The organism is Enterobacter sp. KB-280D8 (assembly GCF_041399405.1).
Taxonomy (GTDB): domain Bacteria; phylum Pseudomonadota; class Gammaproteobacteria; order Enterobacterales; family Enterobacteriaceae; genus Enterobacter; species Enterobacter cloacae_N.
This window is the reverse complement of record NZ_JBGKEC010000003.1, coordinates 129,198-152,016: the sequence shown is the minus strand read 5'-3', so window position 1 is coordinate 152,016 and position 22,819 is coordinate 129,198. Positions and strand designations below refer to the sequence as shown.

Annotated in this window: 25 protein-coding genes; 20 read left to right on the top strand and 5 right to left on the bottom strand. The window is 57.6% G+C overall.

Translation table 11 applies throughout. The annotated features are described in order from the left end of the window. Positions 1–363 carry a 6-carboxytetrahydropterin synthase QueD gene (gene queD / locus AB8818_RS10760; RefSeq protein ID WP_014885039.1) on the bottom strand — a complete coding sequence of 121 codons (363 nt, stop codon included), beginning with the start codon at positions 361–363 and terminating at the stop codon, positions 1–3. Between the two features lie 306 nt (positions 364–669). Here queD and cysJ point away from each other — a divergent pair, with 306 nt between their 5' ends. From cysJ to cysH, 3 genes are read left to right on the top strand one after another with little or no spacing between them, the layout of a single operon-like run. Beyond that, the gene (cysJ, locus tag AB8818_RS10755) at positions 670–2,475 is read left to right on the top strand and encodes an NADPH-dependent assimilatory sulfite reductase flavoprotein subunit (RefSeq protein ID WP_192982548.1); all 1,806 of its coding nucleotides are present in this window, start codon (positions 670–672) and stop codon (positions 2,473–2,475) included. Beyond that, the gene (gene cysI, locus AB8818_RS10750) at positions 2,475–4,187 is read left to right on the top strand and encodes an assimilatory sulfite reductase (NADPH) hemoprotein subunit (protein ID WP_116343475.1); all 1,713 of its coding nucleotides are present in this window, start codon (positions 2,475–2,477) and stop codon (positions 4,185–4,187) included. The genes cysJ and cysI overlap by 1 nt, the downstream gene beginning before the upstream one ends. Positions 4,188–4,202: 15 nt before the next feature. After that, on the top strand, positions 4,203–4,937 hold the full coding sequence (cysH, locus tag AB8818_RS10745; protein ID WP_116343474.1) for a phosphoadenosine phosphosulfate reductase: 735 nt from the start codon (positions 4,203–4,205) through the stop codon (positions 4,935–4,937). Between the two features lie 123 nt (positions 4,938–5,060). Here the strand turns inward: cysH and AB8818_RS10740 are convergent, their stop codons facing one another. After that, a complete protein-coding gene (locus tag AB8818_RS10740) occupies positions 5,061–6,104 on the bottom strand; it encodes an aminopeptidase (RefSeq protein WP_116343473.1) in 1,044 nt (347 codons plus the stop codon). A 246-nt stretch (positions 6,105–6,350) separates the two neighbouring features. Between AB8818_RS10740 and cysG the strand changes: the two genes are divergently transcribed. From cysG to rpoS, 13 genes are all read left to right on the top strand, one after another. Continuing rightward, on the top strand, positions 6,351–7,700 hold the full coding sequence (gene cysG / locus AB8818_RS10735) for a siroheme synthase CysG (protein WP_192982835.1): 1,350 nt from the start codon (positions 6,351–6,353) through the stop codon (positions 7,698–7,700). Positions 7,701–7,709: 9 nt separating this feature from the next. Continuing rightward, positions 7,710–8,618, top strand: coding sequence for a sulfate adenylyltransferase subunit CysD (gene cysD / locus AB8818_RS10730; protein WP_008499613.1), 909 nt, complete (start codon positions 7,710–7,712; stop codon positions 8,616–8,618). Between the two features lie 9 nt (positions 8,619–8,627). Further along, complete coding sequence (gene cysN / locus AB8818_RS10725) at positions 8,628–10,052, top strand: sulfate adenylyltransferase subunit CysN (protein ID WP_192982543.1); 1,425 nt, start codon at positions 8,628–8,630, stop codon at positions 10,050–10,052. Continuing rightward, a complete protein-coding gene (gene cysC / locus AB8818_RS10720; RefSeq protein ID WP_080330141.1) occupies positions 10,052–10,657 on the top strand; it encodes an adenylyl-sulfate kinase in 606 nt (201 codons plus the stop codon). Before cysN ends, cysC begins: the two co-directional genes overlap by 1 nt. A 58-nt stretch (positions 10,658–10,715) precedes the next feature. Beyond that, positions 10,716–11,042: a DUF3561 family protein gene (locus AB8818_RS10715; protein ID WP_192982541.1), complete on the top strand. Its 327-nt coding sequence runs from the start codon at positions 10,716–10,718 to the stop codon at positions 11,040–11,042. A gap of 79 nt (positions 11,043–11,121) precedes the next feature. Further along, entirely contained in the window at positions 11,122–11,433 is a 312-nt protein-coding gene (gene ftsB, locus AB8818_RS10710; RefSeq protein ID WP_008499609.1) for a cell division protein FtsB, read from the top strand. 19 nt (positions 11,434–11,452) lie between these two features. Next, entirely contained in the window at positions 11,453–12,163 is a 711-nt protein-coding gene (gene ispD / locus AB8818_RS10705) for a 2-C-methyl-D-erythritol 4-phosphate cytidylyltransferase (protein ID WP_116343470.1), read from the top strand. Beyond that, the gene (gene ispF, locus AB8818_RS10700; RefSeq protein ID WP_116343469.1) at positions 12,163–12,642 is read left to right on the top strand and encodes a 2-C-methyl-D-erythritol 2,4-cyclodiphosphate synthase; all 480 of its coding nucleotides are present in this window, start codon (positions 12,163–12,165) and stop codon (positions 12,640–12,642) included. The genes ispD and ispF overlap by 1 nt, the downstream gene beginning before the upstream one ends. Further along, positions 12,639–13,688 (top strand): tRNA pseudouridine(13) synthase TruD, encoded by a 1,050-nt coding sequence (gene truD / locus AB8818_RS10695; protein WP_192982538.1) that lies wholly within the window; start codon positions 12,639–12,641, stop codon positions 13,686–13,688. Before ispF ends, truD begins: the two co-directional genes overlap by 4 nt. Continuing rightward, complete coding sequence (gene surE, locus AB8818_RS10690; RefSeq protein ID WP_028014238.1) at positions 13,669–14,430, top strand: 5'/3'-nucleotidase SurE; 762 nt, start codon at positions 13,669–13,671, stop codon at positions 14,428–14,430. The genes truD and surE overlap by 20 nt, the downstream gene beginning before the upstream one ends. Then, entirely contained in the window at positions 14,424–15,050 is a 627-nt protein-coding gene (locus AB8818_RS10685; protein ID WP_000253882.1) for a protein-L-isoaspartate(D-aspartate) O-methyltransferase, read from the top strand. The genes surE and AB8818_RS10685 overlap by 7 nt, the downstream gene beginning before the upstream one ends. 116 nt (positions 15,051–15,166) lie before the next feature. Beyond that, positions 15,167–16,291: a murein hydrolase activator NlpD gene (gene nlpD, locus AB8818_RS10680; protein ID WP_041908436.1), complete on the top strand. Its 1,125-nt coding sequence runs from the start codon at positions 15,167–15,169 to the stop codon at positions 16,289–16,291. 59 nt (positions 16,292–16,350) lie between these two features. Next, entirely contained in the window at positions 16,351–17,343 is a 993-nt protein-coding gene (rpoS, locus tag AB8818_RS10675) for an RNA polymerase sigma factor RpoS (protein WP_013098493.1), read from the top strand. A gap of 52 nt (positions 17,344–17,395) precedes the next feature. Here rpoS and AB8818_RS10670 read toward each other — a convergent pair whose 3' ends face one another. Next, positions 17,396–17,776, bottom strand: a complete 381-nt coding sequence (locus AB8818_RS10670; protein WP_192982535.1) for a DUF4440 domain-containing protein — start codon at positions 17,774–17,776, stop codon at positions 17,396–17,398. Continuing rightward, positions 17,773–18,975, bottom strand: coding sequence for an MFS transporter (locus AB8818_RS10665; protein WP_192982532.1), 1,203 nt, complete (start codon positions 18,973–18,975; stop codon positions 17,773–17,775). The genes AB8818_RS10670 and AB8818_RS10665 overlap by 4 nt, the downstream gene beginning before the upstream one ends. A 108-nt stretch (positions 18,976–19,083) precedes the next feature. On the opposite strand from AB8818_RS10665, the gene AB8818_RS10660 reads away from it, so the two are divergent. Further along, positions 19,084–19,971: a LysR family transcriptional regulator gene (locus AB8818_RS10660; protein WP_192982529.1), complete on the top strand. Its 888-nt coding sequence runs from the start codon at positions 19,084–19,086 to the stop codon at positions 19,969–19,971. Here AB8818_RS10660 and AB8818_RS10655 read toward each other — a convergent pair. Then, a complete protein-coding gene (locus AB8818_RS10655; RefSeq protein ID WP_163330091.1) occupies positions 19,968–20,375 on the bottom strand; it encodes a MarR family winged helix-turn-helix transcriptional regulator in 408 nt (135 codons plus the stop codon). The genes AB8818_RS10660 and AB8818_RS10655 overlap by 4 nt on opposite strands. Before the next feature lie 172 nt (positions 20,376–20,547). On the opposite strand from AB8818_RS10655, the gene AB8818_RS10650 reads away from it, so the two are divergent. The 3 genes from AB8818_RS10650 to AB8818_RS10640 are packed head-to-tail and all read left to right on the top strand — an operon-like array spanning position 20,548 to position 22,799. Continuing rightward, the gene (locus AB8818_RS10650; protein ID WP_116343462.1) at positions 20,548–21,150 is read left to right on the top strand and encodes a non-oxidative hydroxyarylic acid decarboxylases subunit B; all 603 of its coding nucleotides are present in this window, start codon (positions 20,548–20,550) and stop codon (positions 21,148–21,150) included. After that, positions 21,140–22,567: a non-oxidative hydroxyarylic acid decarboxylases subunit C gene (locus AB8818_RS10645; protein WP_041908445.1), complete on the top strand. Its 1,428-nt coding sequence runs from the start codon at positions 21,140–21,142 to the stop codon at positions 22,565–22,567. The genes AB8818_RS10650 and AB8818_RS10645 overlap by 11 nt, the downstream gene beginning before the upstream one ends. 10 nt (positions 22,568–22,577) lie before the next feature. Further along, entirely contained in the window at positions 22,578–22,799 is a 222-nt protein-coding gene (locus AB8818_RS10640; RefSeq protein ID WP_003862116.1) for a non-oxidative hydroxyarylic acid decarboxylases subunit D, read from the top strand. Positions 22,800–22,819 lie beyond the last annotated feature (20 nt).

Sequence of the window (22,819 nt, the reverse complement as noted above, 5' to 3'; positions counted from 1 at the left end):
TTACTCTCCGCGATACACGCAGCCTGCCGTGCAGGTCTCTTTGATCATCACCGCGCTCAGCAGCGGTACCAGCGGCTTCATCTGATCCCAAATCCATTTTGCCAGCACTTCGCTGGTTGGGTTTTCAAGACCCGGAATTTCATTCAGGTAGTAGTGATCCAGACGATCGTAGGTCGGCTTAAACGCGGCTTTCAGCTCGGCAAAGTCCATGATCCAACCGGTATGCGGATCAACTTCACCGGTGATCTCAAGACGCACCATGAACGAATGCCCGTGCAGGCGGCCGCATTTATGCCCTTCAGGCACATGCGGAAGGTGGTGGGCGGCTTCGAAGGTGAAATCTTTAAACAGTGTGGTGGACATGATCGCTCTCAGTAATGCGGAAAAAACCGCCGCATAGTACCGGAAAGCACAATTTTTAGCATTAACTAAAACGGCTCTGAACGACACCTGCCTCACATTCAGGGGCTTTATCTATTTTTATTATTGCATTTCAATAGGTTATTTAATCGTTTTTATCGTTAAGAACGATAACTAAAACAGGTTAGTCCATTTGGTTATTTATTATTTCCATCCCTTCTTTAATTGTTATTATCCACGCCGTTAACCTTATCTTCAGTTTGGATTTATTCGCTTAAAGTCCGCTTGGCTACTGGAACATAACGACGCATGACAACACAGGCCCCACCTTCAAACTTGCTTCCCCTGAACCCGGAGCAACTGGCGCGCCTTCAGGCTGCCACCTCTGATTTTTCTCCCACTCAGCTTGCCTGGGTCTCCGGTTATTTCTGGGGAATGCTCAACCAGCAGCCTGGCGCTGTGGCGGGCGCACCGGCAACGGCCGTGGAAATTCCGGCCATTACGCTGATCAGCGCCTCGCAAACGGGCAACGCACGCCGCGTGGCCGAAGCGCTGCGTGACGACCTGCTGGCCGCCAAACTGAACGTGAACCTGGTCAACGCCGGGGATTATAAATTCAAGCAAATCGCGTCAGAAAAACTGCTGGTGGTGGTGGCTTCTACGCAGGGTGAAGGTGAACCTGCTGAAGAAGCGGTGGCGCTGCATAAGTTCCTGTTCTCGAAAAAAGCGCCGAAGCTGGATGGCACGGCGTTTGCCGTATTTGGCCTGGGCGATACCTCCTATGAATTCTTCTGCCAGTCCGGTAAAGACTTCGACAGCAAGCTGGCGGAGCTGGGCGCGGAGCGCCTGCTGGACCGCGTGGACGCGGATGTGGAATACCAGACGGCCGCCGCCGAATGGCGCGCGCGCATCGTTGAGGTGCTGAAAGCCCGCGTCCCGAAAGAGACCCCGGCGCAGGCTGCCGTAACCGCTGCGGGCACCGTCAATGAGATCCACACCAGCCCCTACACCAAAGAGGCGCCGCTGACGGCGAGCCTGTCGGTGAACCAGAAAATTACCGGTCGCGACTCGGAAAAAGACGTGCGCCATATTGAAATCGATCTTGGCGACTCCGGCCTGCGCTATCAGCCTGGGGATGCGCTGGGCGTCTGGTATCAGAACGATCCGGCGCTGGTGAAAGAGCTGGTCGAGCTGCTGTGGCTGAAGGGTGATGAGCCTGTCACCGTGGAGGGCAAAACGCTGCCGCTCTCCGAGGCGCTGCAGTGGCATTTCGAGCTGACGGTAAACACCCCGAATATCGTTGAAAATTACGCCACCTTAACGCGCAGCGAATCGCTGCTGCCGCTGGTGGGCGATAAGGCGAAGCTGCAGCATTACGCCGCTACGACGCCGATTGTCGATATGGTGCGTTTCTCTCCGGCACAGCTGGATGCCGACGCGCTGATCGGCCTGCTGCGTCCGCTGACCCCGCGCCTGTACTCCATTGCCTCTTCCCAGGCGGAAGTGGAAAGCGAAGTTCACGTTACCGTCGGCGTGGTGCGATACGACATCGAAGGCCGCGCTCGCGCGGGTGGCGCGTCGAGCTTCCTGGCCGATCGCGTGGAAGAAGAGGGCGAAGTGCGCGTCTTTATCGAGCACAACGACAACTTCCGCCTGCCGGCGAACCCTGAGACCCCGGTCATCATGATTGGACCGGGCACCGGCATTGCGCCGTTCCGCGCCTTCATGCAGCAGCGTGCTGCAGACGAAGCGCCGGGCAAAAACTGGCTGTTCTTCGGCAACCCGCACTTTACCGAAGATTTCCTCTACCAGGTTGAGTGGCAGCGCTACGTCAAAGAAGGCGTACTGACCCGCATTGACCTGGCCTGGTCCCGCGACCAGAAAGAAAAAATATACGTACAAGACAAACTGCGCGAACAGGGCGCAGAGCTGTGGCGCTGGATCAATGACGGTGCCCACATTTATGTCTGCGGCGACGCCAATCGCATGGCGAAAGACGTTGAGCAGGTACTGCTGGAAGTGATTGCCGAGTTCGGCGGTATGGATGCCGAAGCGGCGGATGAATTTTTAAGTGAGCTGCGCGTTGAGCGCCGTTATCAGCGAGATGTCTACTAATGAGCGAAAAACATCCAGGGCCACTGGTGGTCGAAGGTAAACTGACAGACGCCGAGCGCATGAAGCTGGAAAGCAACTATCTGCGCGGCACCATTGCTGAAGATCTGAATGACGGTCTCACCGGCGGCTTCAAAGGCGACAACTTCCTGTTGATCCGCTTCCACGGCATGTATCAGCAGGACGACCGCGATATCCGCGCCGAGCGCGCTGAACAGAAGCTGGAGCCTCGCCACGCCATGCTGCTGCGCTGCCGCCTGCCGGGCGGGGTGATCACCACCAAACAGTGGCAGGCGATCGACAAGTTTGCCGGTGAAAATACAATTTATGGCAGCATCCGCCTGACCAACCGTCAGACCTTCCAGTTCCACGGCATTCTGAAGAAGAACGTCAAGCCGGTTCACCAGATGCTCCACTCCGTCGGGCTGGACGCGCTGGCGACCGCCAACGACATGAACCGTAACGTGCTCTGCACCTCGAACCCGTACGAGTCCGAGCTGCACGCCGAAGCGTATGAGTGGGCGAAGAAGATCTCCGAGCACCTCCTGCCGCGCACCCGCGCCTACGCGGAGATCTGGCTCGATCAGGAGAAAGTCGCCACCACCGACGAAGAACCGATCCTCGGTCAGACCTACCTGCCGCGTAAGTTTAAAACTACCGTGGTGATCCCTCCGCAGAACGATATCGATCTGCACGCCAACGACATGAACTTCGTGGCGATTGCCGAAAACGGCAAGCTGATTGGCTTTAACCTGCTGGTGGGCGGCGGCCTGTCTATTGAGCACGGTAACAAGAAAACCTACGCCCGCACCGCAAGCGAGTTCGGTTTCCTGCCGCTGGAGCACACGCTGGCCGTGGCAGAAGCGGTGGTGACCACCCAGCGCGACTGGGGCAACCGTACCGATCGTAAAAACGCGAAAACCAAATACACCCTGGAGCGCGTGGGCGTGGAGACGTTCAAAGAGGAAGTGGAGCGTCGCGCGGGGATAAAATTTGAGCCGATCCGCCCTTACGAATTCACCGGTCGCGGCGATCGCATCGGCTGGGTGAAAGGGATCGACAATAAATGGCACCTGACGCTGTTTATTGAAAACGGCCGTATTCTGGATTATCCGGGCCGTCCGCTGAAAACCGGTCTGCTGGAAATTGCGAAGATCCACAAAGGCGAGTTCCGCATTACCGCTAACCAGAACCTGATCGTTGCCGGCGTGCCGGAGAGCCAGAAGGCGAAGATCGAGAAGCTGGCGCGCGATCACGGGTTGATGGATGCGGTCAAACCGCAGCGTGAAAACTCGATGGCCTGCGTGTCGTTCCCGACCTGCCCGCTGGCGATGGCCGAAGCGGAACGTTTCCTGCCGTCATTCACCGATAAAGTGGAAGCGATTCTGGAAAAACACGGTATTCCGGACGAGCATATTGTTATGCGCGTGACGGGCTGCCCGAACGGCTGCGGTCGAGCGATGCTGGCCGAACTGGGGCTGGTAGGCAAAGCGCCGGGCCGCTATAACCTGCACCTGGGCGGTAACCGTATCGGCACGCGCATTCCGCGCATGTTCCGCGAGAACATCACCGAGACGGAAATTCTTGATTCCATCGACGAGCTTGTCGGGCGCTGGGCGAAAGAGCGCGAAGCGGGTGAAGGCTTCGGCGACTTTACGGTGCGTGCGGGCATCATTCGCCCGGTGCTCGATCCCGCAAGGGATTTCTGGGAGTAACCACGAGAGGTAATTATGTCCGTACTCGATCTAAATGCCCTGAATGAACTGCCAAAAGTCGAACGCATTCTTCAGCTTTCAGAAACTAACGCCCACCTTGAAACGCTGGATGCCGAAGGGCGCGTGGCGTGGGCGCTGGAAAACCTGCCGGGAGACTATGTGCTCTCGTCGAGCTTTGGTATTCAGGCGGCAGTCAGCCTGCATCTGGTGAATCAGATCCGTCCGGACATTCCGGTGATCCTCACCGATACCGGCTACCTGTTCCCGGAAACCTATCAGTTTATTGACGAGCTGACGGACAAGCTCAGGCTGAACCTCAAAGTCTACCGCGCCACGGAAAGCGCGGCCTGGCAGGAGGCGCGCTACGGCAAACTGTGGGAGCAGGGCGTTGAGGGCATTGAAAAATACAATGAGATCAACAAAGTTGAGCCGATGAACCGGGCGCTGAAAGAGCTAAACGCGCAGACCTGGTTTGCCGGCCTGCGCCGCGAGCAGTCGGGAAGCCGCGCCACGCTACCGGTGCTGGCGGTTCAACGCGGCGTGTTCAAAGTGCTGCCGATTATCGACTGGGATAACCGGACGGTGTATCAGTATCTGCAAAAACACGGGCTGAAGTACCATCCGCTGTGGGACCAGGGCTACCTGTCGGTGGGCGACACCCACACCACGCGCAAATGGGAACCGGGAATGGCGGAAGAAGAGACGCGATTCTTCGGGCTGAAGCGCGAGTGCGGGCTGCACGAAGGGTAAAGATACTACCCCTCACCCCTCACCCCTGCCCTCTCCCCAAAGGGGCGAGGGGGAAAAGACGGCTCCGTGCGATCCCCTCTCCCCTATGGGGAGAGGGTTAGGGTGAGGGGGGAAAATAACGCGCTAGGCTTTCCCCGCTTTCGCCAGCTCCTTCACCAGCGGCAGCATCACCTTCACCACGTCGCGGCTGCGGTGTTCAATCCGCTGCGGCAGGGCACTGTCTATGTGCTGCTGGTTATCCAGTTGCACATTATGCCAGCTGGTCCCGTCCGGGAACGCTTTCGATTTAGCGCGCTGCTGGTAGCCATCTTTTTTGCCCAGCGCCCAGTTCGTCGCCTCGACGTACAGCACCGGAATGCCTGCCTTATCAAACACTTCTCCGTCATTACAACAGCCAGTGCCTTTTGGATAATCCGGGTTACCGCCTGGGTTTGTCGCGGCATAGACGCCATGCGTACGGGCAAGCGCCAGCGCGCGGTCGCGGGTGAGTTTACGCACGCTGCTCGGCGTGCTCTGTCCGCTATTAAAATAGAGCTTATCGCCCACGATCAGGTTATCGAGGTTAATCACCAGCAGCGTATTTTTCTTCTCCTCGGCGCTCATCCGTTTAAGGAGATTCTCAGCGCCGAGCTTCCCTTCTTCTTCGCCGCTGGTCGCCACAAAGCGAATACCGTATTTCGTCGGGATATTCTTAAGGCGTTCAGCCAGTTCAAGCATCACGCCGAGACCCGCTGCGTTGTCGTCCATGCCCTGCAGCGTCAGTCCCCCAAGGTTATTATCAATATCGGCGTCGCTCATTGGCGCGTAGGTATCCAGGTGAGCCATGATAATGATCTGCTCAGCCGCCTTTCCTTCGTGCGCTGCAATCACCGTACTGCCGGTCACGTTATGCCAGTTCTGCGTTTTATTGCGTGAGGTATAGATGTAGCGGCTGTGAAACGAGCGAATATCACTCTGGTAGCCCATCTGTGCAAACTGCTGGCGAATATAGTCGGCGGAGAGCATCTCCGCGGGTGAACCGGTCATGCGGCCAGGGAAAACCGTCGCAATATGCCGCGCCTGCATAGTGGCGATTTCACCATAAGGTTGATTTTTTGCCTGAGCCGGAAGGATAAAGCAAACGCCGAGCGCCAGGGCAGCAATACGGTGGCGCGTTGCGGAAAACATAGTGAGTCCTTAAAAACAGAGCAAAATAATAACGTGCATAGTATGAAACTGTGATCGTCCATACACAATTTGAATTGCTCTTAAATGCCCGAAATGTCGCGAGTTAAGCACTTTTTGGTATTTGCTTTTTCACGTCGTTATTCCATTGAGTAACTACTCATTCCAATTCGTAATTTCATTCGATCTAAGCCGCCCCCTATAGTCCCTCTATTCCTCGTTGTTAGTGAGTTGTTGCCTGTGGACTATCTGCCCCTTTTTGCCGCCTTAAAAGACCGACCGGTACTGGTTGTCGGCACGGGTGAAATTGCCGATCGCAAAATCGCGTTTCTGCAGCGTGCAGGGGCACAGGTGCGTGTCGTTGAAGAGGCGGATTTCGACGAGTCACAACTCGACAGCGTGGTGCTGGTGATTGCGGCAACTGAAAATCGGGAACTGAACCGGCGTGTCTCTGAAGCCGCCCAGGCCCGTCACCGTCTGGTGAACGTGGTGGACGACCAGCCTTTATGCTCGTTTATCTTCCCGTCGATTGTTGACCGTTCGCCGCTGCTGGTGGCGATCTCCTCCGGCGGCACCGCGCCGGTGCTGGCGCGCGTGCTGCGGGAAAAAATCGAAGCGCTGCTGCCGACCAGCCTCGGACGCATGGCGGAGAAAGCCAGCTACTGGCGCAACCATTTAAAAAACCGTCTGACCAGCGTGACGGAACGCCGTCGCTTCTGGGAGCGCGTGTTTCGCGGCCGCTTTGCCAGCCTGATGCAGGCGGGAAATGAAACGGCGGCGCAGAAAATTCTCGAAGACGAACTGGATAACCCCGGCAGTACGGGCGGGGAGATCGTTCTGGTGGGGGCCGGGCCGGGCGATGCCGGGCTGCTAACACTGCGCGGCCTGCAGGTTTTGCAGGACGCGGACGTGGTGTTTTACGACCATCTGGTCACCGACGGCGTGCGCGAGCTGATCCGGCGCGACGCAGAGCAAATCTGCGTCGGCAAGCGGGCGGGCGAGCACTCCGTGCCGCAGCACGATACCAACCAGATGCTGATTGCCGCCGCGAAAGCGGGCAAAACCGTGGTGCGCCTGAAAGGGGGCGACCCGTTTATTTTCGGTCGCGGCGGCGAAGAGCTGCAGGCGGCAGCCGAAGCGGGCGTGCCGTTCCAGGTGGTGCCCGGCATCACGGCGGCGTCAGCCGTTACGGCCTACGCCGGTATTCCGCTGACCCATCGCGATTACGCACAAAGCGTCACCTTTGTTACCGGCCACTACAAGGCCGACAGCACGCCGTTCGACTGGTCGCATCTCGCCCAGAGCCGCCAGACGCTGGCGATATACATGGGCACGATGAAGGCCGCAGACATCAGCGAGCAGCTTATTCAGCACGGTCGCGAGGCGACGACGCCGGTAGCCGTGATCTCTCGCGGTACGCGCGTCGATCAGCATGTCGCTATCGGCACATTACAAGACCTTGCAACCCTGGCGAAAGATGCCCCGATGCCTGCCCTGATCGTGGTAGGTGAAGTGGTGCAGCTGCACAGCACGCTCGCCTGGTTCCAACACACAACCGATGCAGAAGGCTTTGGTTCTTCTGTTGTAAATTTGGCTTAAGGAACGGTTATGGACCAAAAACGACTTACTCACCTGCGGCAGCTTGAAGCGGAAAGTATCCATATTATCCGCGAAGTGGCCGCCGAGTTTTCTAACCCGGTGATGATGTACTCCATCGGTAAAGATTCCAGCGTCATGCTGCATCTGGCGCGTAAAGCGTTTTATCCGGGCACGCTGCCGTTCCCGCTGCTGCACGTGGATACCGGCTGGAAATTCCGCGAAATGTATGAATTCCGCGACCGTACCGCGAAAGCCTACGGCTGCGAGCTGCTGGTGCATAAAAATCCGGAAGGGGTGGCGATGGGCATTAACCCGTTCGTGCACGGTAGCGCCAAGCACACCGATATCATGAAAACCGAAGGGCTGAAGCAGGCGCTGAACAAATACGGTTTCGACGCGGCTTTCGGCGGCGCGCGCCGTGATGAAGAGAAATCCCGCGCCAAAGAGCGTATCTACTCCTTCCGCGATCGCTTCCACCGCTGGGACCCGAAAAACCAGCGCCCGGAGCTGTGGCACAACTACAACGGCCAGATCAACAAGGGCGAAAGCATTCGCGTCTTCCCGCTCTCCAACTGGACCGAGCTGGATATCTGGCAGTACATCTATCTGGAAAATATTGAGATCGTGCCACTTTATCTGGCCGCCGAGCGCCCGGTGCTGGAGCGCGACGGCATGCTGATGATGATCGACGACGATCGCATCGACCTGCAGCCGGGTGAAGTGATCAAAAAACAGATGGTGCGTTTCCGTACCCTCGGCTGCTGGCCGCTGACCGGCGCGGTGGAATCCAACGCGCAGACGCTGCCGGAGATCATCGAAGAGATGCTGGTGTCCACCACCAGCGAGCGACAGGGGCGCGTGATTGACCGCGACCAGGCCGGCTCCATGGAGCTGAAGAAACGTCAGGGTTATTTCTAAGGAGCCGCCATGAACACCACTATTGCTCAACAAATTGCCAACGAAGGCGGCGTCGAAGCGTATCTGCACGCGCAACAGCACAAAAGCCTGCTGCGTTTTCTGACCTGCGGCAGCGTGGATGACGGGAAAAGTACCCTGATTGGCCGCCTGCTGCACGATACGCGCCAGATTTATGAAGATCAGCTCTCTTCCCTGCATAACGACAGCAAGCGTCACGGTACCCAGGGCGAAAAACTCGACCTGGCGCTGCTGGTGGACGGCCTGCAGGCGGAGCGCGAGCAGGGCATCACCATTGACGTGGCCTACCGCTACTTCTCGACCGAAAAGCGCAAATTTATTATTGCCGACACGCCAGGGCACGAGCAGTACACCCGTAACATGGCGACCGGCGCCTCTACCTGCGATCTGGCGATTCTGCTGATGGACGCGCGTAAAGGCGTGCTGGATCAGACCCGCCGCCACAGCTTTATCTCGACGCTGCTGGGGATCAAACATCTGGTGGTGGCGGTCAACAAGATGGATCTGGTGAACTTCAGCGAAGAGAAATTCGAGGAGATCCGCCAGAGCTACCTGACCTTTGCCGAACAGCTGCCGGGCAACCTGGATATTCGCTTTGTGCCGCTTTCGGCGCTGGAAGGCGATAACGTCGCCTCACAGAGCGCGAACATGCCGTGGTACAGCGGCCCGACGCTGCTGGAAGTGCTGGAGACCGTTGAGATCCAGCGCGTGGTCGACACCCAGCCGATGCGCTTCCCGGTGCAGTACGTTAACCGTCCTAACCTCGATTTCCGCGGCTTCTCAGGCACTATCGCCTCCGGCGCCGTGAAGGTGGGGCAGCGCGTCAAGGTGCTGCCATCCGGCGTGGAGTCGGCAATCGCTCGCATCGTGACGTTCGACGGTGACCTGCAGGAAGCCGGGGCAGGGGAAGCGGTCACGCTGGTGCTGAAAGACGAAATTGACATCAGCCGCGGCGACCTGCTGGTCGACGCGCAGGAGATGCTGGCGGCGGTGCAGGGTGCGTCCGTGGACGTGGTGTGGATGGCCGAACAGCCGCTGACAGCAGGCCTGAGCTACGACATCAAAATTGCGGGCAAGAAAACCCGCGCCCGCGTGGACGGCATTCAGTTCCAGGTGGACATCAACAACCTGACCCACCGTGACGTGAGCGAGCTGCCGCTGAACGGTATTGGCCTGGTGGATCTGACCTTCGACGAGCCGCTGGTGCTGGATCCGTATCAGCAGAACCCGGTAACCGGCGGGCTGATCTTTATCGACCGTCTGACGAACGTTACCGTCGGCGCGGGGATGGTGCGTGAGCCAAACGAGCAGGCGACCGCGGCCTCTGAATTCAGCGCCTTCGAACTGGAACTTAACGCGCTGGTACGTAAGCACTTCCCACACTGGGGCGCCCGCGATCTGCTGGGAGGTAAGTAATGGCCGCCCATGATGAGAACGTCGTCTGGCATCCTCATCCGGTCACCGTCGCCCAGCGCGAACAGCTCCACGGCCACCGTGGGGTTGTGCTGTGGTTTACCGGGCTGTCTGGCTCCGGTAAATCCACGGTAGCGGGCGCGCTGGAAGAGGCGCTGCATCAGCAGGGAGTGAGTACCTACCTGCTGGATGGCGACAACGTGCGTCACGGCCTGTGCAGCGATTTGGGGTTCAGCGACGACGACCGTAAAGAGAACATTCGCCGGGTGGGGGAGGTTGCCAGCCTGATGGCGGACGCCGGGCTGGTGGTGCTGACGGCGTTTATCTCACCGCACCGCGCCGAACGCCAGATGGTGCGCGAGCGCGTGGGCCAGGATCGCTTTATTGAAGTGTTTGTCGATACGCCGCTGGAGATCTGTGAAGCGCGCGATCCGAAAGGGCTGTATAAAAAAGCGCGTGCCGGCGAGCTGCGAAACTTCACCGGAATTGACTCGGTTTACGAAGCGCCTGAATCGCCTGAGATTCATCTGAAGGGTCAACAATTGGTAACAAATTTAGTAAGCCAATTATTAGACCTGCTCAGACGGGACGATATTATCAGATCCTGAGGCGGTATCGTTCGGGAGCTGTCTTCCCGAACGATGAGTCACGGTCACAGGATTAGCTATGCGCAACAGTGAAAACTACATTATCACCACCGGGTCGGAACCGTTAACCACCGATGACGAGACGACCTGGTCCTTCCCTGGGGCGATAGTCGGCTTTGCGTCGTGGTTACTGGCGCTGGGTATCCCGTTTTTGATCTACGGGGGTAACACCCTTTTCTTTTTTCTCTACACCTGGCCCTTCTTCCTGGCGCTGATGCCCGTTGCGGTCGTTGTTGGGGTTGCGCTGCACTCCCTTTTCAACGGCAAGCTCCTGTATAGTGCGGTTATCACGATTGCCACCGTTGTCGTCATCTTTGGTCTGCTGTTTTTATGGCTGATGGGCTAACTTGCGACATAATTAAAACCCCGCAGTAGAGTCGAACGGAAAGTTATGGGATGATGATGCCGTTTTTTCAGGGGGCAGGATGGGTAAACTAACGCTGCTGTTGCTGGCTTTGCTAATCTGGCTGCAATATTCGCTGTGGTTCGGTAAAAACGGACTGCACGACTACAGCCGGGTGAGCGATGACGTCGCGGCTCAGCAGGCAACAAACGCCAAACTTAAGGCGCGTAACGATCAACTCTTTGCTGAAATTGATGACCTCAATGGCGGACAAGAGGCGATTGAGGAACGCGCGCGCAATGAACTCAGTATGACTAAGCCGGGCGAAACCTTTTATCGTCTGGTTCCGGATGCGTCTAAACGCAATCAGGGCTCAGCACAAAACAATCGATAATCAGGCCCAGGATTACGACATGGCAGCAACTTTTTCGGACGTATGTGCCGTGGTGCCGGCCGCAGGTTTTGGCCGGCGCATGCAGACAGAATGTCCCAAGCAGTACCTCTCAATTGGCGATAAAACGATCCTCGAGCACGCCGTGGCGGCGCTGCTGGCGCACCCGCGGGTGACGCACGTGGTCATCGCCATCAGTTCCGGCGATGCGCGTTTTGCGCAGCTGCCGCTGGCAAACCACCCACAGATTACCGTTGTCGATGGCGGTGCCGAGCGCGCCGATTCCGTGCTGGCAGGCATTCAGGCTGCCGGAAACGCGCAGTGGGTACTGGTGCATGACGCGGCGCGTCCGTGTCTCCATCAGGACGATCTGGCACGCCTGCTGGCGCTGAGCGAAACCAGCAAAGTGGGCGGCATTCTGGCCGCGCCGGTGCGCGACACCATGAAGCGCGCCGAGCCGGGCATGCATGCAATCGCCCACACCGTTGAGCGCGTCGACTTATGGCACGCGCTGACGCCGCAATTTTTCCCCCGCGAACTGCTCCACGACTGCTTAACGCGTGCGCTTAACGAAGGTGCGACCATCACGGACGAAGCCTCCGCGCTGGAGTATTGCGGTTTTCACCCAACGCTTGTTGAAGGACGCGCTGATAATATAAAAGTGACGCGCCCGGAAGATTTACAGCTCGCGGAATTTTATCTTACCCGTTCGACCCATCAGGAGAAGGCATAATGCGAATTGGACACGGTTTTGATGTACACGCCTTTGGAGGCGTTGGCCCAATTATCATTGGCGGCGTACGTATTCCTTACGAAAAAGGGCTGCTGGCGCATTCTGATGGCGACGTGGCGCTGCATGCGCTGACCGACGCGCTGCTCGGCGCTGCCGCGCTCGGCGATATCGGCAAGCTGTTCCCGGACACCGATCCGGCCTTTAAAGGAGCAGACAGCCGCGAACTATTGCGCGAAGCGTGGCGCCGCATTCAGGCCAAGGGTTACACCCTCGGCAACGTCGACGTGACGATTATTGCCCAGGCCCCGAAAATGCTGCCGCACATTCCGCAGATGCGCGTGTTCATCGCCGAAGATCTGGGCTGCCATATGGACGACGTCAACGTCAAAGCTACCACCACGGAGAAACTGGGCTTTACCGGTCGTGGCGAAGGGATCGCCTGTGAAGCCGTGGCGCTGCTGGTGAAGGCAACAAAATGACGGACTTCGATAACCTGACGTACCTGCACGGTAAGCCGCAGGGGAACGGTGTGCTGAAAGCCAGCCCGGAGGATTTCCTCGTGGTGGAGGATCTGGGCTTTGAGCCGGATGGCGAAGGCGAACATATCCTGGTGCGTATTCTGAAAAATGGCTGCAATACCCGCTTTGTGGCCGACGCGCTGGCAAAATTCCTCAAAATTCATGCCCGCGAAGTGAGCTTTGCCGGGCAGAAAGATAAACATGCCGTCACCGAGCAGTGGCTCTGCGCGCGCGTTCCCGGCAATACGATGCCTGATTTAAGCAAATTTGAGCTTGAAGGCTGTAAGGTGCTGGAGTACGCCCGCCACAAGCGCAAGCTGCGCCTGGGAGCGTTGAAAGGCAACGCGTTTACGCTGGTGCTGCGCGAAGTGTCTGACCGTGAAGACGTTGAAAAACGCCTGAATGCCATTAATGACCGCGGCGTACCGAACTACTTTGGCGCGCAGCGCTTTGGCATTGGCGGCAGCAACCTGCAGGGCGCGCTGCGCTGGGCGCAAAGCGATGCACCGGTGCGCGACAGGAATAAACGCAGTTTTTGGTTGTCGGCGGCCCGCAGCGCGTTGTTTAATCAGATTGTGAGCGAAAGGCTGAAAAAACCGGACGCGAATCAAGTTGTTGTTGGCGATGCGCTACAATTAGCGGGACGCGGAAGCTGGTTTGTTGCAACGGCCGAAGAAATGGCCGATGTCCAGGCGCGCGTGGATGCCAAAGCGCTGATGATTACCGCAGCTTTGCCGGGCTCAGGCGACTGGGGCCCCCAGGGCGATGCGCTGAGCGCAGAGCAGTCGGCGGTGGCGGATGCGCCAGAATTACAATCCTTGCTGGTGCGGGAAAAAGTCGAAGCAGCACGCCGCGCGATGCTGCTCTATCCGCAGCAGTTAAGCTGGAACTGGTGGGATGACGTAACCGTCGAGTTACGCTTCTGGCTGCCGGCAGGTAGCTTTGCCACCAGTGTTGTCAGGGAACTTATCAACACCTCGGGTGATTATGCGAATATTGCTGAGTAACGATGACGGGATCCACGCGCCGGGCATTCAGACCCTGGCGAAGCACCTCCGTGAATTTGCGGATGTGCAGGTTGTGGCTCCCGATCGTAACCGCAGTGGAGCGTCTAACTCGCTGACGCTGGAGTCGTCGCTTCGCACCTTTACCTTTGAAAATGGCGATATTGCCGTGCAGATGGGCACGCCAACCGACTGCGTCTTTCTGGGCGTGAACGCGCTGATGCGGCCGCGTCCGGATATCGTCGTCTCCGGCATCAACGCCGGGCCGAACCTTGGCGATGACGTGATTTACTCCGGAACGGTAGCGGCGGCAATGGAGGGGCGCCATCTGGGGTTCCCGGCGCTGGCGGTCTCGTTAAACGGCCACACGCACTACGATACCGCCGCCGCAGTGACCTGCTCGATCCTGCGGGCGCTCGGCCGCGAACCGCTGCGTACCGGACGTATTCTCAACATCAACGTGCCGGATCTTCCTCTCAATGAAATTAAAGGCATTCGCGTTACGCGATGCGGAAGCCGACACCCGGCCGATCAGGTGATCCCGCAGCAGGATCCTCGCGGCAACACGCTTTACTGGATAGGGCCTCCTGGCGATAAGTGCGATGCGGGTCCGGACACCGATTTTGCCGCCGTGGATGAAGGCTACGTCTCGGTTACCCCGCTGCACGTAGATTTAACCGCGTATAGCGCGCATGATGTGGTGTCGGGCTGGCTGGATCGCGCAGGAGTGAACGCGCAATGGTAAGCAAACGTGTACAAACTCTTCTGGAACAACTTCGCGCACAGGGGATCCGCGACGAGCACGTGCTTGAGGCGCTCGCTCAGGTCCCGCGTGAGAAATTTGTAGACGAGGCGTTTGAACACAAAGCGTGGGAAAACGTGGCGCTGCCCATCGGGCAAGGCCAGACGATTTCGCAGCCTTATATGGTGGCGCGGATGACGGAGCTGCTGGAGCTCACGCCCGACTCACGCGTGCTGGAGATTGGCACCGGGTCGGGGTATCAGACCGCCATCCTGGCGCATCTGGTACACCATGTCTGTTCCGTAGAGCGGATCAAAGGTTTGCAATGGCAGGCGCGTCGTCGCCTGAAACAACTTGATTTACATAATGTTTCGACACGACACGGTGATGGATGGCAGGGTTGGCAGGCTCGCGCCCCGTTTGACGCTATCATCGTGACGGCGGCTCCGCCTGAAATTCCCGCTGCGCTCTTGTCGCAGCTGGATGAGGGGGGCATTCTTGTTCTGCCCGTCGGGGACGAGCAGCAGCTGTTGAAGCGCGTTCGTCGGCGCGGCGGCGAGTTTATTATCGACACCGTGGAAGCCGTGCGCTTTGTGCCTCTGGTAAAGGGGGAGTTGGCCTGAGACTCAGATTTATCCAGGGTTATTAAGGCAAATTCAGCGTATGGTGTGGCGCGAAAGATTCGTGTCATCACGGTAAATTTTAAGTCACTGGTAGTTAACACATTCCTGGGGGATAAATGAGCGCGGGAAGCCCTAAATTCACCATCAGCCGTGTTGCGGCATTATCACTGGTTTCGCTCTGGCTGGCAGGCTGTACAAGTTCTAATAACGCGCCTGCGCCCGTCAGTTCCGTCGGGGGAAACAGCGGCTCTGGTAACACGTCCAGCGGAATGTTGATCACGCCTCCGCCTAAAATGGGCACTGCTGCGCCGCAGCAAACACCACAAATTCAGCCTGTGCAACATCCTGTTACACAGCCAACGCAGATTCAGCCAGTTGAACAGCCTGTTCAGACCCAAAATGGCCGCATAGTCTATAACCGCCAGTATGGGAACATTCCGAAAGGCAGCTATACCGGCGGCAGCACCTATACCGTGAAGCGCGGCGATACGCTGTTCTATATTGCCTGGATCACCGGGAACGATTTCCGTGACCTCGCGCAGCGCAATAACGTCCAGGCCCCGTATGCTCTGGAAGTTGGCCAAACGCTCCAGGTGGGCAACGCAACGGGTACGCCTCTGACGCCTGGCAATACGGTTTCAGCGGCCGATGTGACGGCTCAAAATAACAGCGTTAAGCCTGCACAAAAATCCACCACGGTGGTTGCTTCACAACCTGTAATTACGTATTCTGAGGATTCAGGTGATCAGACTGCTAACAAAATGTTGCCGAATAATAAAGGGACTGCGACTGTTGTCACAGCACCGACCACGGCACCTGTGGTTAGCTCTACTGAACCGACTGCAAGCAGTCAGAATGCCAGTTCGTCCATCACCGCATGGCGCTGGCCAACCGACGGCAAGATTATCGAGAACTTCGCAACCTCTGAGGGTGGAAACAAAGGGATCGATATCGCAGGCAGTAAAGGACAGGCTATCATCGCGACCGCAGACGGACGCGTTGTGTATGCCGGTAACGCTCTGCGCGGTTACGGTAATCTTATTATCATCAAACATAATGATGATTACCTGAGTGCCTACGCCCATAACGACACAATGCTGGTCCGGGAACAACAAGAAGTTAAGGCGGGGCAAAAAATCGCTACCATGGGTAGCACCGGAACCAGTTCTACACGCTTGCATTTTGAAATTCGTTACAAGGGGAAATCCGTAAACCCGCTGCAGTATTTGCCGCAGCGATAAATTGACGGGGCATGCCAGCCAGGGTGTCTCGTTCAGGGATCACGGGTAGGAGCCACCTTATGAGTCAGAATACGCTGAAAGTTCATGATTTAAATGAAGACGCGGAATTTGATGAGAACGGAGCAGAGGCTTTTGACGAAAAAGCCTTAGTAGAAGAGGAACCCAGTGATAACGATTTGGCTGAAGAAGAGCTGTTATCGCAGGGCGCCACACAGCGTGTACTGGACGCGACTCAGCTTTACCTTGGGGAGATTGGTTACTCCCCACTGCTAACGGCCGAAGAAGAAGTCTATTTCGCACGTCGTGCTTTGCGTGGTGATGTTGCCTCGCGTCGTCGCATGATTGAAAGTAACCTGCGACTGGTCGTGAAAATTGCCCGCCGTTACGGCAATCGTGGTCTGGCTCTGCTGGATCTGATTGAAGAGGGCAACTTAGGTCTCATCCGCGCAGTTGAGAAGTTTGACCCGGAACGCGGGTTCCGTTTCTCAACCTACGCGACCTGGTGGATTCGTCAGACTATTGAACGGGCTATTATGAACCAGACCCGTACGATCCGTCTGCCGATCCACATCGTCAAAGAGTTGAACGTCTATCTGCGTACCGCGCGCGAGTTGTCCCATAAACTGGACCACGAGCCAAGCGCAGAAGAAATTGCCGAACAACTCGACAAACCAGTTGATGACGTAAGCCGTATGCTGCGTCTCAACGAGCGCATTACCTCCGTTGACACCCCTCTGGGTGGCGACTCCGAAAAAGCGCTGCTGGACATCCTGGCCGATGAAAAAGACAACGGTCCGGAAGACACCACGCAGGACGATGACATGAAGCAGAGCATCGTCAAATGGCTGTTCGAACTGAACGCCAAACAGCGTGAAGTGCTGGCACGTCGTTTCGGTTTACTGGGGTATGAAGCTGCGACACTGGAAGACGTCGGCCGCGAAATTGGCCTGACCCGTGAACGTGTTCGTCAGATTCAGGTAGAAGGTCTGCGCCGCCTGCGTGAAATCCTGCAGGGGCAAGGTCTGAATATCGAAGCGCTGTTCCGCGAATAAGCAACCTTTCGTCAAAAAAGGCCCGTCGTGAGACGGGCCTTTTTCTTTTGTGTTACGGCTGTGCCGCCGTTTCGTGCAGCAGACGCCACGTTATTTTGTCGCCTTCCTGACTGAGCAGCGCGGTCGACCAGCGCACGTTGACGGGCAGGTCTGGCCGGGTTTGCGTCTCCCGGTAGTGCAGCACCGCGCCGTGGGGCCACGCCTGTCGCGTCGTTAATTCATCAATAACGATCTTCAGTCCGGGACGGCTTCCGCGCTGACTGTGCAGAAAGCCCACAAGGCCGTCATAGTCGACATGGACGCCGCCCGGCGGGATCATCAGAAAATCTGGACGAAAGCGGGCGAGCAGGGCGTCGGAATCGCCTTCACCTTTGCCTAACCAGTCTTCAAGCGCAATGTGGAGGTCGATAATCTCGTGTTCGAAAGGCGTCATAAATTCTCCTGTCGCAGCTGGGTCAGCAGCAGCGTATTGTTAAGACGAAAAACGTACAGTACAGGCAGCAAGGTCATGCCTGCGGCAAAAATAAACATCCCGTGCCAGGCGGCGAGCGGTGCCAGATAACTCTGCGCCAGACTCAGGGCCTCTGCCAGCAGGAGGGCGCCGGCAAAAAAGCTCAACTGACGATTGAGATTCCACAGCGCGCTGGCATCCGGCATCTCTTCCCGGCGCATCGTCAGAAAAGCGCTGCTCTGAGCTGTACTGCTGCACAGGCTTCCCCCCGCGCCCATCAGTGTAAACGCAACGACAGGAAGCAGCGTAGCCGGGCTGACGTGAATCAAAAGCAGGATACCCGTCGCCTGCAGCAGGCAGCCGATGACAATCAGCGGCTGGGGGCCGATACGGTTAAAATAGCGTCCCGTCGCCGTGATGGCGATAAACGATGCCACGGACCAGGGCAGCATGAGCATTCCCGCTGCGGCTGGGCTCATGTTCGCCTCGTGCTGAAGATAAAACATGCCCGTAACGTTCACCCCAATAAACATGCCGGGCACGCATAAATAGACAAGCATGGAAAAACGCAAAAGCGGGTCCGCGAGCAACCGCAGGTTGAGCAGTCTGGCCGCTTTCATCGCGGGTATTTCGTGTTTAAGCCACAGGCAGGCCAGCACAAAGGTCACGATGGCCACCGGGAGCGTGGCGAAAAATATCCAGCGCCAGCTCACTGCCTCTACCAGCACGCCTCCGAGCGCAGGGGAACAGGCGGGAGCAAGCAGCGCCACCAGCATCACCGCCGAGGAGAGTCTGGCACGCTCGTGAGGCTGAAACTGTTGCCAGGTCAGCGCCTGTCCGACGGGGATGAGTAAGCCTCCGCCCACGCCCTGCAGCACGCGCCAGGCAATCAGACTTTCCAGCGTTGCAGACAAGCCTGCCGCAGCAGAAGCCGCGCTGAACAGAAAAAGCGAGAGCAGGATGACGCGCTTTGGTCCGACGCGGCGCGTGAGCATGCTGCTGAACGGGATCGCCAGCGTCAGGCCGGCAATGTACCCGTTACTCACCCAGGCAAGCGCTGAAGGCGTGGCGTTAAGGGCATGCGCCATCGCCGGAAAGGCGACGCTGGCAATAAACATGTTGATCAAATCAAGAAAAAAGCCCAGCAGATAGACGGCGGCGACTTTACTGCGATACGTCATGGTGGATCCTCCCGTGAGGAGGCGTATCGTATCGGCCCCGGAAGTACGGATAAACCTGACAAAGCGCGATATACTGTCAAAAAAATTTTGACAGTAAAAGGCGTGAGGATGATTAACCTACAGCGGACGCAGATGTTTGTTGCGGTGGCCGATACCGGCAGCTTTACTGCCGCAGCCGATGCGCTGGGGCTGACAAAAGCCGTGGTCAGCTTCAATATTCGCCAGCTCGAAGCCGAGCTGGGGGTTACGCTGCTGCTGCGCTCCACCCGCCGCCTGACGTTAACCGAGGCGGGAGCGCTTTTTCATCAGCGCAGCGTGGCGCTTTTGAAGGACGCAGAACGGCTGCAGGATGATGTTCGCGCGAATCATGCGGGACTCACGGGTGAATTGCGGATCACCACCACGCCTGAGTACGGTTCACGGGTCGTGGTACCGTTGCTGGCCAGGTTCAGCCAGATGCACCCGGAGCTTCGCGTGCGTCATGTTTCGTCTTCACTCCATGCTGACCTTATCTCAGAGCGCTTTGACGTGGCTATCCGGTTGGGAACGCTTACCGATTCACGCTACCACGCCGCATTGATTTCACATTTTTCTATCCTGCCCGTCGCGACGCCCGAGTGGCGGGTTAATCATCCGGTTGAATCGCTTGAGCAGCTGGCGCACGCCGACTGGATTATTCACGAGCGCTTAGCTTCGCCGCTGCGCTGGCAGGTGAAAGATGCCAGCGGTACGCCTGAAATGCTGGAGATAAAAAAAGCGCCGCGCCTGTTTGCCGACAGTGCTCAGGCGCTTATGGCCTTTGCGCTCGCGGGAAGTGGCGTGGCGTTACTGCCTGAATGGCTGGTGCGCGATGCGCTTGATGCGGGAAAACTGGTCCCGGTTTTACCGGGCTATACCTTTACGCGGCAGGGCATCTACGCGGTTTATCCCGATGCCCGGCATGTGCCCGCGAAAGTGCGCACCTTTATCGATTTTATGCGCACCAGCGTCAATTAATCGTGCATCATCTTTTTGATGAGCGCAGAGAACTGCTCCCGTTCGGCCTTATTAAGACGCCCTAAAAACGCCTCATCCACCTCGTTGCCGACCGGCTGGCAGTTTGCAAGCAGGGCTTCGCCTTCCGGCGTCAGGAAGACAAACCGGCGGCGCTTATCTGCGGGATCGTGCTCGCGTTTGACCAGCCCGCGCGCCTCCATTCGGCTGAGCATCTCCGCCAGAGTCGCCTTCGTGCTGACCGCCACTTCGGTCAATGCCACCTGCTCAATGCCCGGGTGCTCGGCAATGGAGCGCATAACCGCATACTGCGGCTTGGTCAGTTCCGGCAGGGCATGTTGCCACTTAGCGGTATGCTGTTGAAAAAGCTGACGTAACAGGTGGAACGCCTCTTGTCTTAGTTCCATGAACACTCCGACAGAAAAAATCACCCCCTATGATAGCCGCTAAAGCCCGGGATGATAACGCGGGATTTTTTAGCATTTAGTGTGATCGTGTGCGAACAATCTTGTCAGTAGAGCGATCCGGGAGTAGTTTATCTACAATGTTCGCATACGAACAAATTGATTGAGGTGATGAATGAGATTGATCGTGGGAATGACAGGAGCAACGGGGGCTCCGCTGGGCGTGGCGCTGCTGCAGGCGCTGAGGGAAATGCCGGAGGTGGAGACCCATCTGGTCATGTCGAAGTGGGCAAAAACAACCATTGAGCTGGAAACGCCTTACAGCGTGCAGGACGTTGCTGCGTTGGCTGACGTTGTTCACAGCCCGGCTGACCAGGCCGCCACCATCTCCTCCGGCTCGTTTCGCACCGACGGCATGATCGTCATTCCCTGCAGCATGAAAACGCTGGCGGGGATCCGCGCGGGCTACGCCGAAGGGCTGGTGGGCCGTGCGGCAGATGTGGTGCTGAAAGAGGGGCGTAAGCTGGTGCTCGTTCCCCGCGAAACGCCGCTCAGCACCATTCATCTGGAGAACATGCTGGCGCTTTCCCGCATGGGCGTGGCGATGGTGCCGCCCATGCCTGCGTATTACAACCATCCGCAAACCGCCGATGACATCACCCAGCATATCGTGACCCGTGTGCTCGACCAGTTTGGTCTGGAGCACAAAAAGGCGCGCCGATGGAACGGGTTGCGGGAGGCGAAACATTTTTCACAGGAGAACAAAGATGGCATTTGATGATTTGAGAAGCTTCCTGCAGGCGCTCGATGAGCAAGGGCAACTGCTGAAAATTGAGGAAGAGGTGAATGCGGAGCCGGATCTGGCGGCGGCAGCCAACGCCACAGGCCGTATTGGCGACGGCGCGCCCGCGCTGTGGTTCGACAATATTCGTGGCTTTACCGATGCCCGCGTGGTGATGAACACCATCGGCTCGTGGCAGAACCACGCCATATCAATGGGGCTGCCAGCGAATACCCCGGTAAAAAAACAGATCGACGAGTTTATTCGCCGCTGGGACAAATTCCCCGTTACGCCGGAGCGCCGTGCTAACCCGGCCTGGGCGCAAAATACCGTCGACGGTGAAGACATTAACCTGTTCGATATCCTGCCGCTGTTTCGCCTGAACGACGGTGACGGCGGTTTTTATCTCGATAAAGCGTGCGTTGTCTCGCGCGATCCGCTCGACCCGGACCATTTCGGCAAGCAGAACGTCGGGATCTACCGCATGGAGGTCAAGGGCAAGCGCAAGCTCGGCCTGCAGCCGGTACCGATGCATGATATCGCCCTCCATCTGCACAAAGCGGAAGAGCGCGGGCAAGATCTGCCGATCGCGATTACTCTCGGCAACGACCCGATCATCACCCTGATGGGCGCCACGCCGCTGAAATACGATCAGTCTGAGTATGAAATGGCCGGCGCGCTGCGCGAAAGCCCGTACCCGATTGCCACCGCGCCGCTGACCGGCTTCGACGTGCCGTGGGGGTCTGAAGTGATCCTGGAAGGGGTGATTGAAGGCCGCAAACGTGAAATCGAAGGGCCGTTCGGCGAGTTTACCGGACACTATTCCGGTGGCCGTAATATGACGGTGGTCCGTATCGACAAAGTTTCTTACCGCACCAAACCGATCTTCGAATCCCTTTACCTCGGCATGCCGTGGACCGAGATTGACTATCTGATGGGACCAGCCACCTGCGTGCCGCTTTATCAGCAGCTGAAGGCGGAATTCCCGGAAGTGCAGGCGGTGAACGCGATGTACACCCACGGTCTGCTGGCAATTATCTCCACCAAAAAACGCTACGGTGGTTTTGCCCGCGCGGTCGGTTTACGCGCCATGACCACGCCGCACGGTCTGGGCTACGTGAAGATGGTGATTATGGTGGATGAGGATGTCGATCCGTTCAACCTCCCGCAGGTGATGTGGGCGCTCTCATCGAAGGTCAATCCGGCAGGGGATCTGGTGCAGCTGCCGAACATGTCGGTGCTTGAACTCGACCCAGGCTCCAGCCCGGCGGGCATTACCGACAAACTGATTATTGATGCCACCACGCCTGTTGCACCGGACACCCGTGGCCACTACAGCCAGCCGGTACAGGATCTGCCTGAAACTAAAGCCTGGGCTGAAAAACTGACCGCGATGCTGGCAGCACGCCAATAAGGAGGAAAAGATGATTTGTCCACGTTGTGCCGATGAGCATATTGAAGTGATGGCGACGTCACCGGTGAAAGGGGTCTGGACCGTTTACCAGTGCCAGCATTGTCTTTATACCTGGCGCGATACCGAACCGCTGCGTCGTACCAGCCGCGAGCATTACCCGGAAGCGTTCCGCATGACGCAGAAGGATATTGATGAAGCACCGCAGGTGCCGACGATCCCGCCGCTGTTGTAAAAAAAGCCCGGTGGCGCTGC

Coding starts and splice junctions, on each gene's coding strand:
- AB8818_RS10665 (WP_192982532.1), bottom strand. CDS start 18,975: ATGACGTATCGCAGTAAAGTCGCCGCCGTCTATCTGCTGGGCTTTTTT.
- nlpD (WP_041908436.1), top strand. CDS start 15,167: ATGAGCGCGGGAAGCCCTAAATTCACCATCAGCCGTGTTGCGGCATTA.
- cysN (WP_192982543.1), top strand. CDS start 8,628: ATGAACACCACTATTGCTCAACAAATTGCCAACGAAGGCGGCGTCGAA.
- AB8818_RS10660 (WP_192982529.1), top strand. CDS start 19,084: ATGATTAACCTACAGCGGACGCAGATGTTTGTTGCGGTGGCCGATACC.
- AB8818_RS10640 (WP_003862116.1), top strand. CDS start 22,578: ATGATTTGTCCACGTTGTGCCGATGAGCATATTGAAGTGATGGCGACG.
- AB8818_RS10645 (WP_041908445.1), top strand. CDS start 21,140: ATGGCATTTGATGATTTGAGAAGCTTCCTGCAGGCGCTCGATGAGCAA.
- AB8818_RS10740 (WP_116343473.1), bottom strand. CDS start 6,104: ATGTTTTCCGCAACGCGCCACCGTATTGCTGCCCTGGCGCTCGGCGTT.
- cysD (WP_008499613.1), top strand. CDS start 7,710: ATGGACCAAAAACGACTTACTCACCTGCGGCAGCTTGAAGCGGAAAGT.
- AB8818_RS10650 (WP_116343462.1), top strand. CDS start 20,548: ATGAGATTGATCGTGGGAATGACAGGAGCAACGGGGGCTCCGCTGGGC.
- cysI (WP_116343475.1), top strand. CDS start 2,475: ATGAGCGAAAAACATCCAGGGCCACTGGTGGTCGAAGGTAAACTGACA.
- truD (WP_192982538.1), top strand. CDS start 12,639: ATGACGGACTTCGATAACCTGACGTACCTGCACGGTAAGCCGCAGGGG.
- surE (WP_028014238.1), top strand. CDS start 13,669: ATGCGAATATTGCTGAGTAACGATGACGGGATCCACGCGCCGGGCATT.
- rpoS (WP_013098493.1), top strand. CDS start 16,351: ATGAGTCAGAATACGCTGAAAGTTCATGATTTAAATGAAGACGCGGAA.
- AB8818_RS10655 (WP_163330091.1), bottom strand. CDS start 20,375: ATGGAACTAAGACAAGAGGCGTTCCACCTGTTACGTCAGCTTTTTCAA.
- cysC (WP_080330141.1), top strand. CDS start 10,052: ATGGCCGCCCATGATGAGAACGTCGTCTGGCATCCTCATCCGGTCACC.
- ispF (WP_116343469.1), top strand. CDS start 12,163: ATGCGAATTGGACACGGTTTTGATGTACACGCCTTTGGAGGCGTTGGC.
- AB8818_RS10715 (WP_192982541.1), top strand. CDS start 10,716: ATGCGCAACAGTGAAAACTACATTATCACCACCGGGTCGGAACCGTTA.
- queD (WP_014885039.1), bottom strand. CDS start 363: ATGTCCACCACACTGTTTAAAGATTTCACCTTCGAAGCCGCCCACCAC.
- cysJ (WP_192982548.1), top strand. CDS start 670: ATGACAACACAGGCCCCACCTTCAAACTTGCTTCCCCTGAACCCGGAG.
- AB8818_RS10670 (WP_192982535.1), bottom strand. CDS start 17,776: ATGACGCCTTTCGAACACGAGATTATCGACCTCCACATTGCGCTTGAA.
- cysH (WP_116343474.1), top strand. CDS start 4,203: ATGTCCGTACTCGATCTAAATGCCCTGAATGAACTGCCAAAAGTCGAA.
- ftsB (WP_008499609.1), top strand. CDS start 11,122: ATGGGTAAACTAACGCTGCTGTTGCTGGCTTTGCTAATCTGGCTGCAA.
- ispD (WP_116343470.1), top strand. CDS start 11,453: ATGGCAGCAACTTTTTCGGACGTATGTGCCGTGGTGCCGGCCGCAGGT.
- AB8818_RS10685 (WP_000253882.1), top strand. CDS start 14,424: ATGGTAAGCAAACGTGTACAAACTCTTCTGGAACAACTTCGCGCACAG.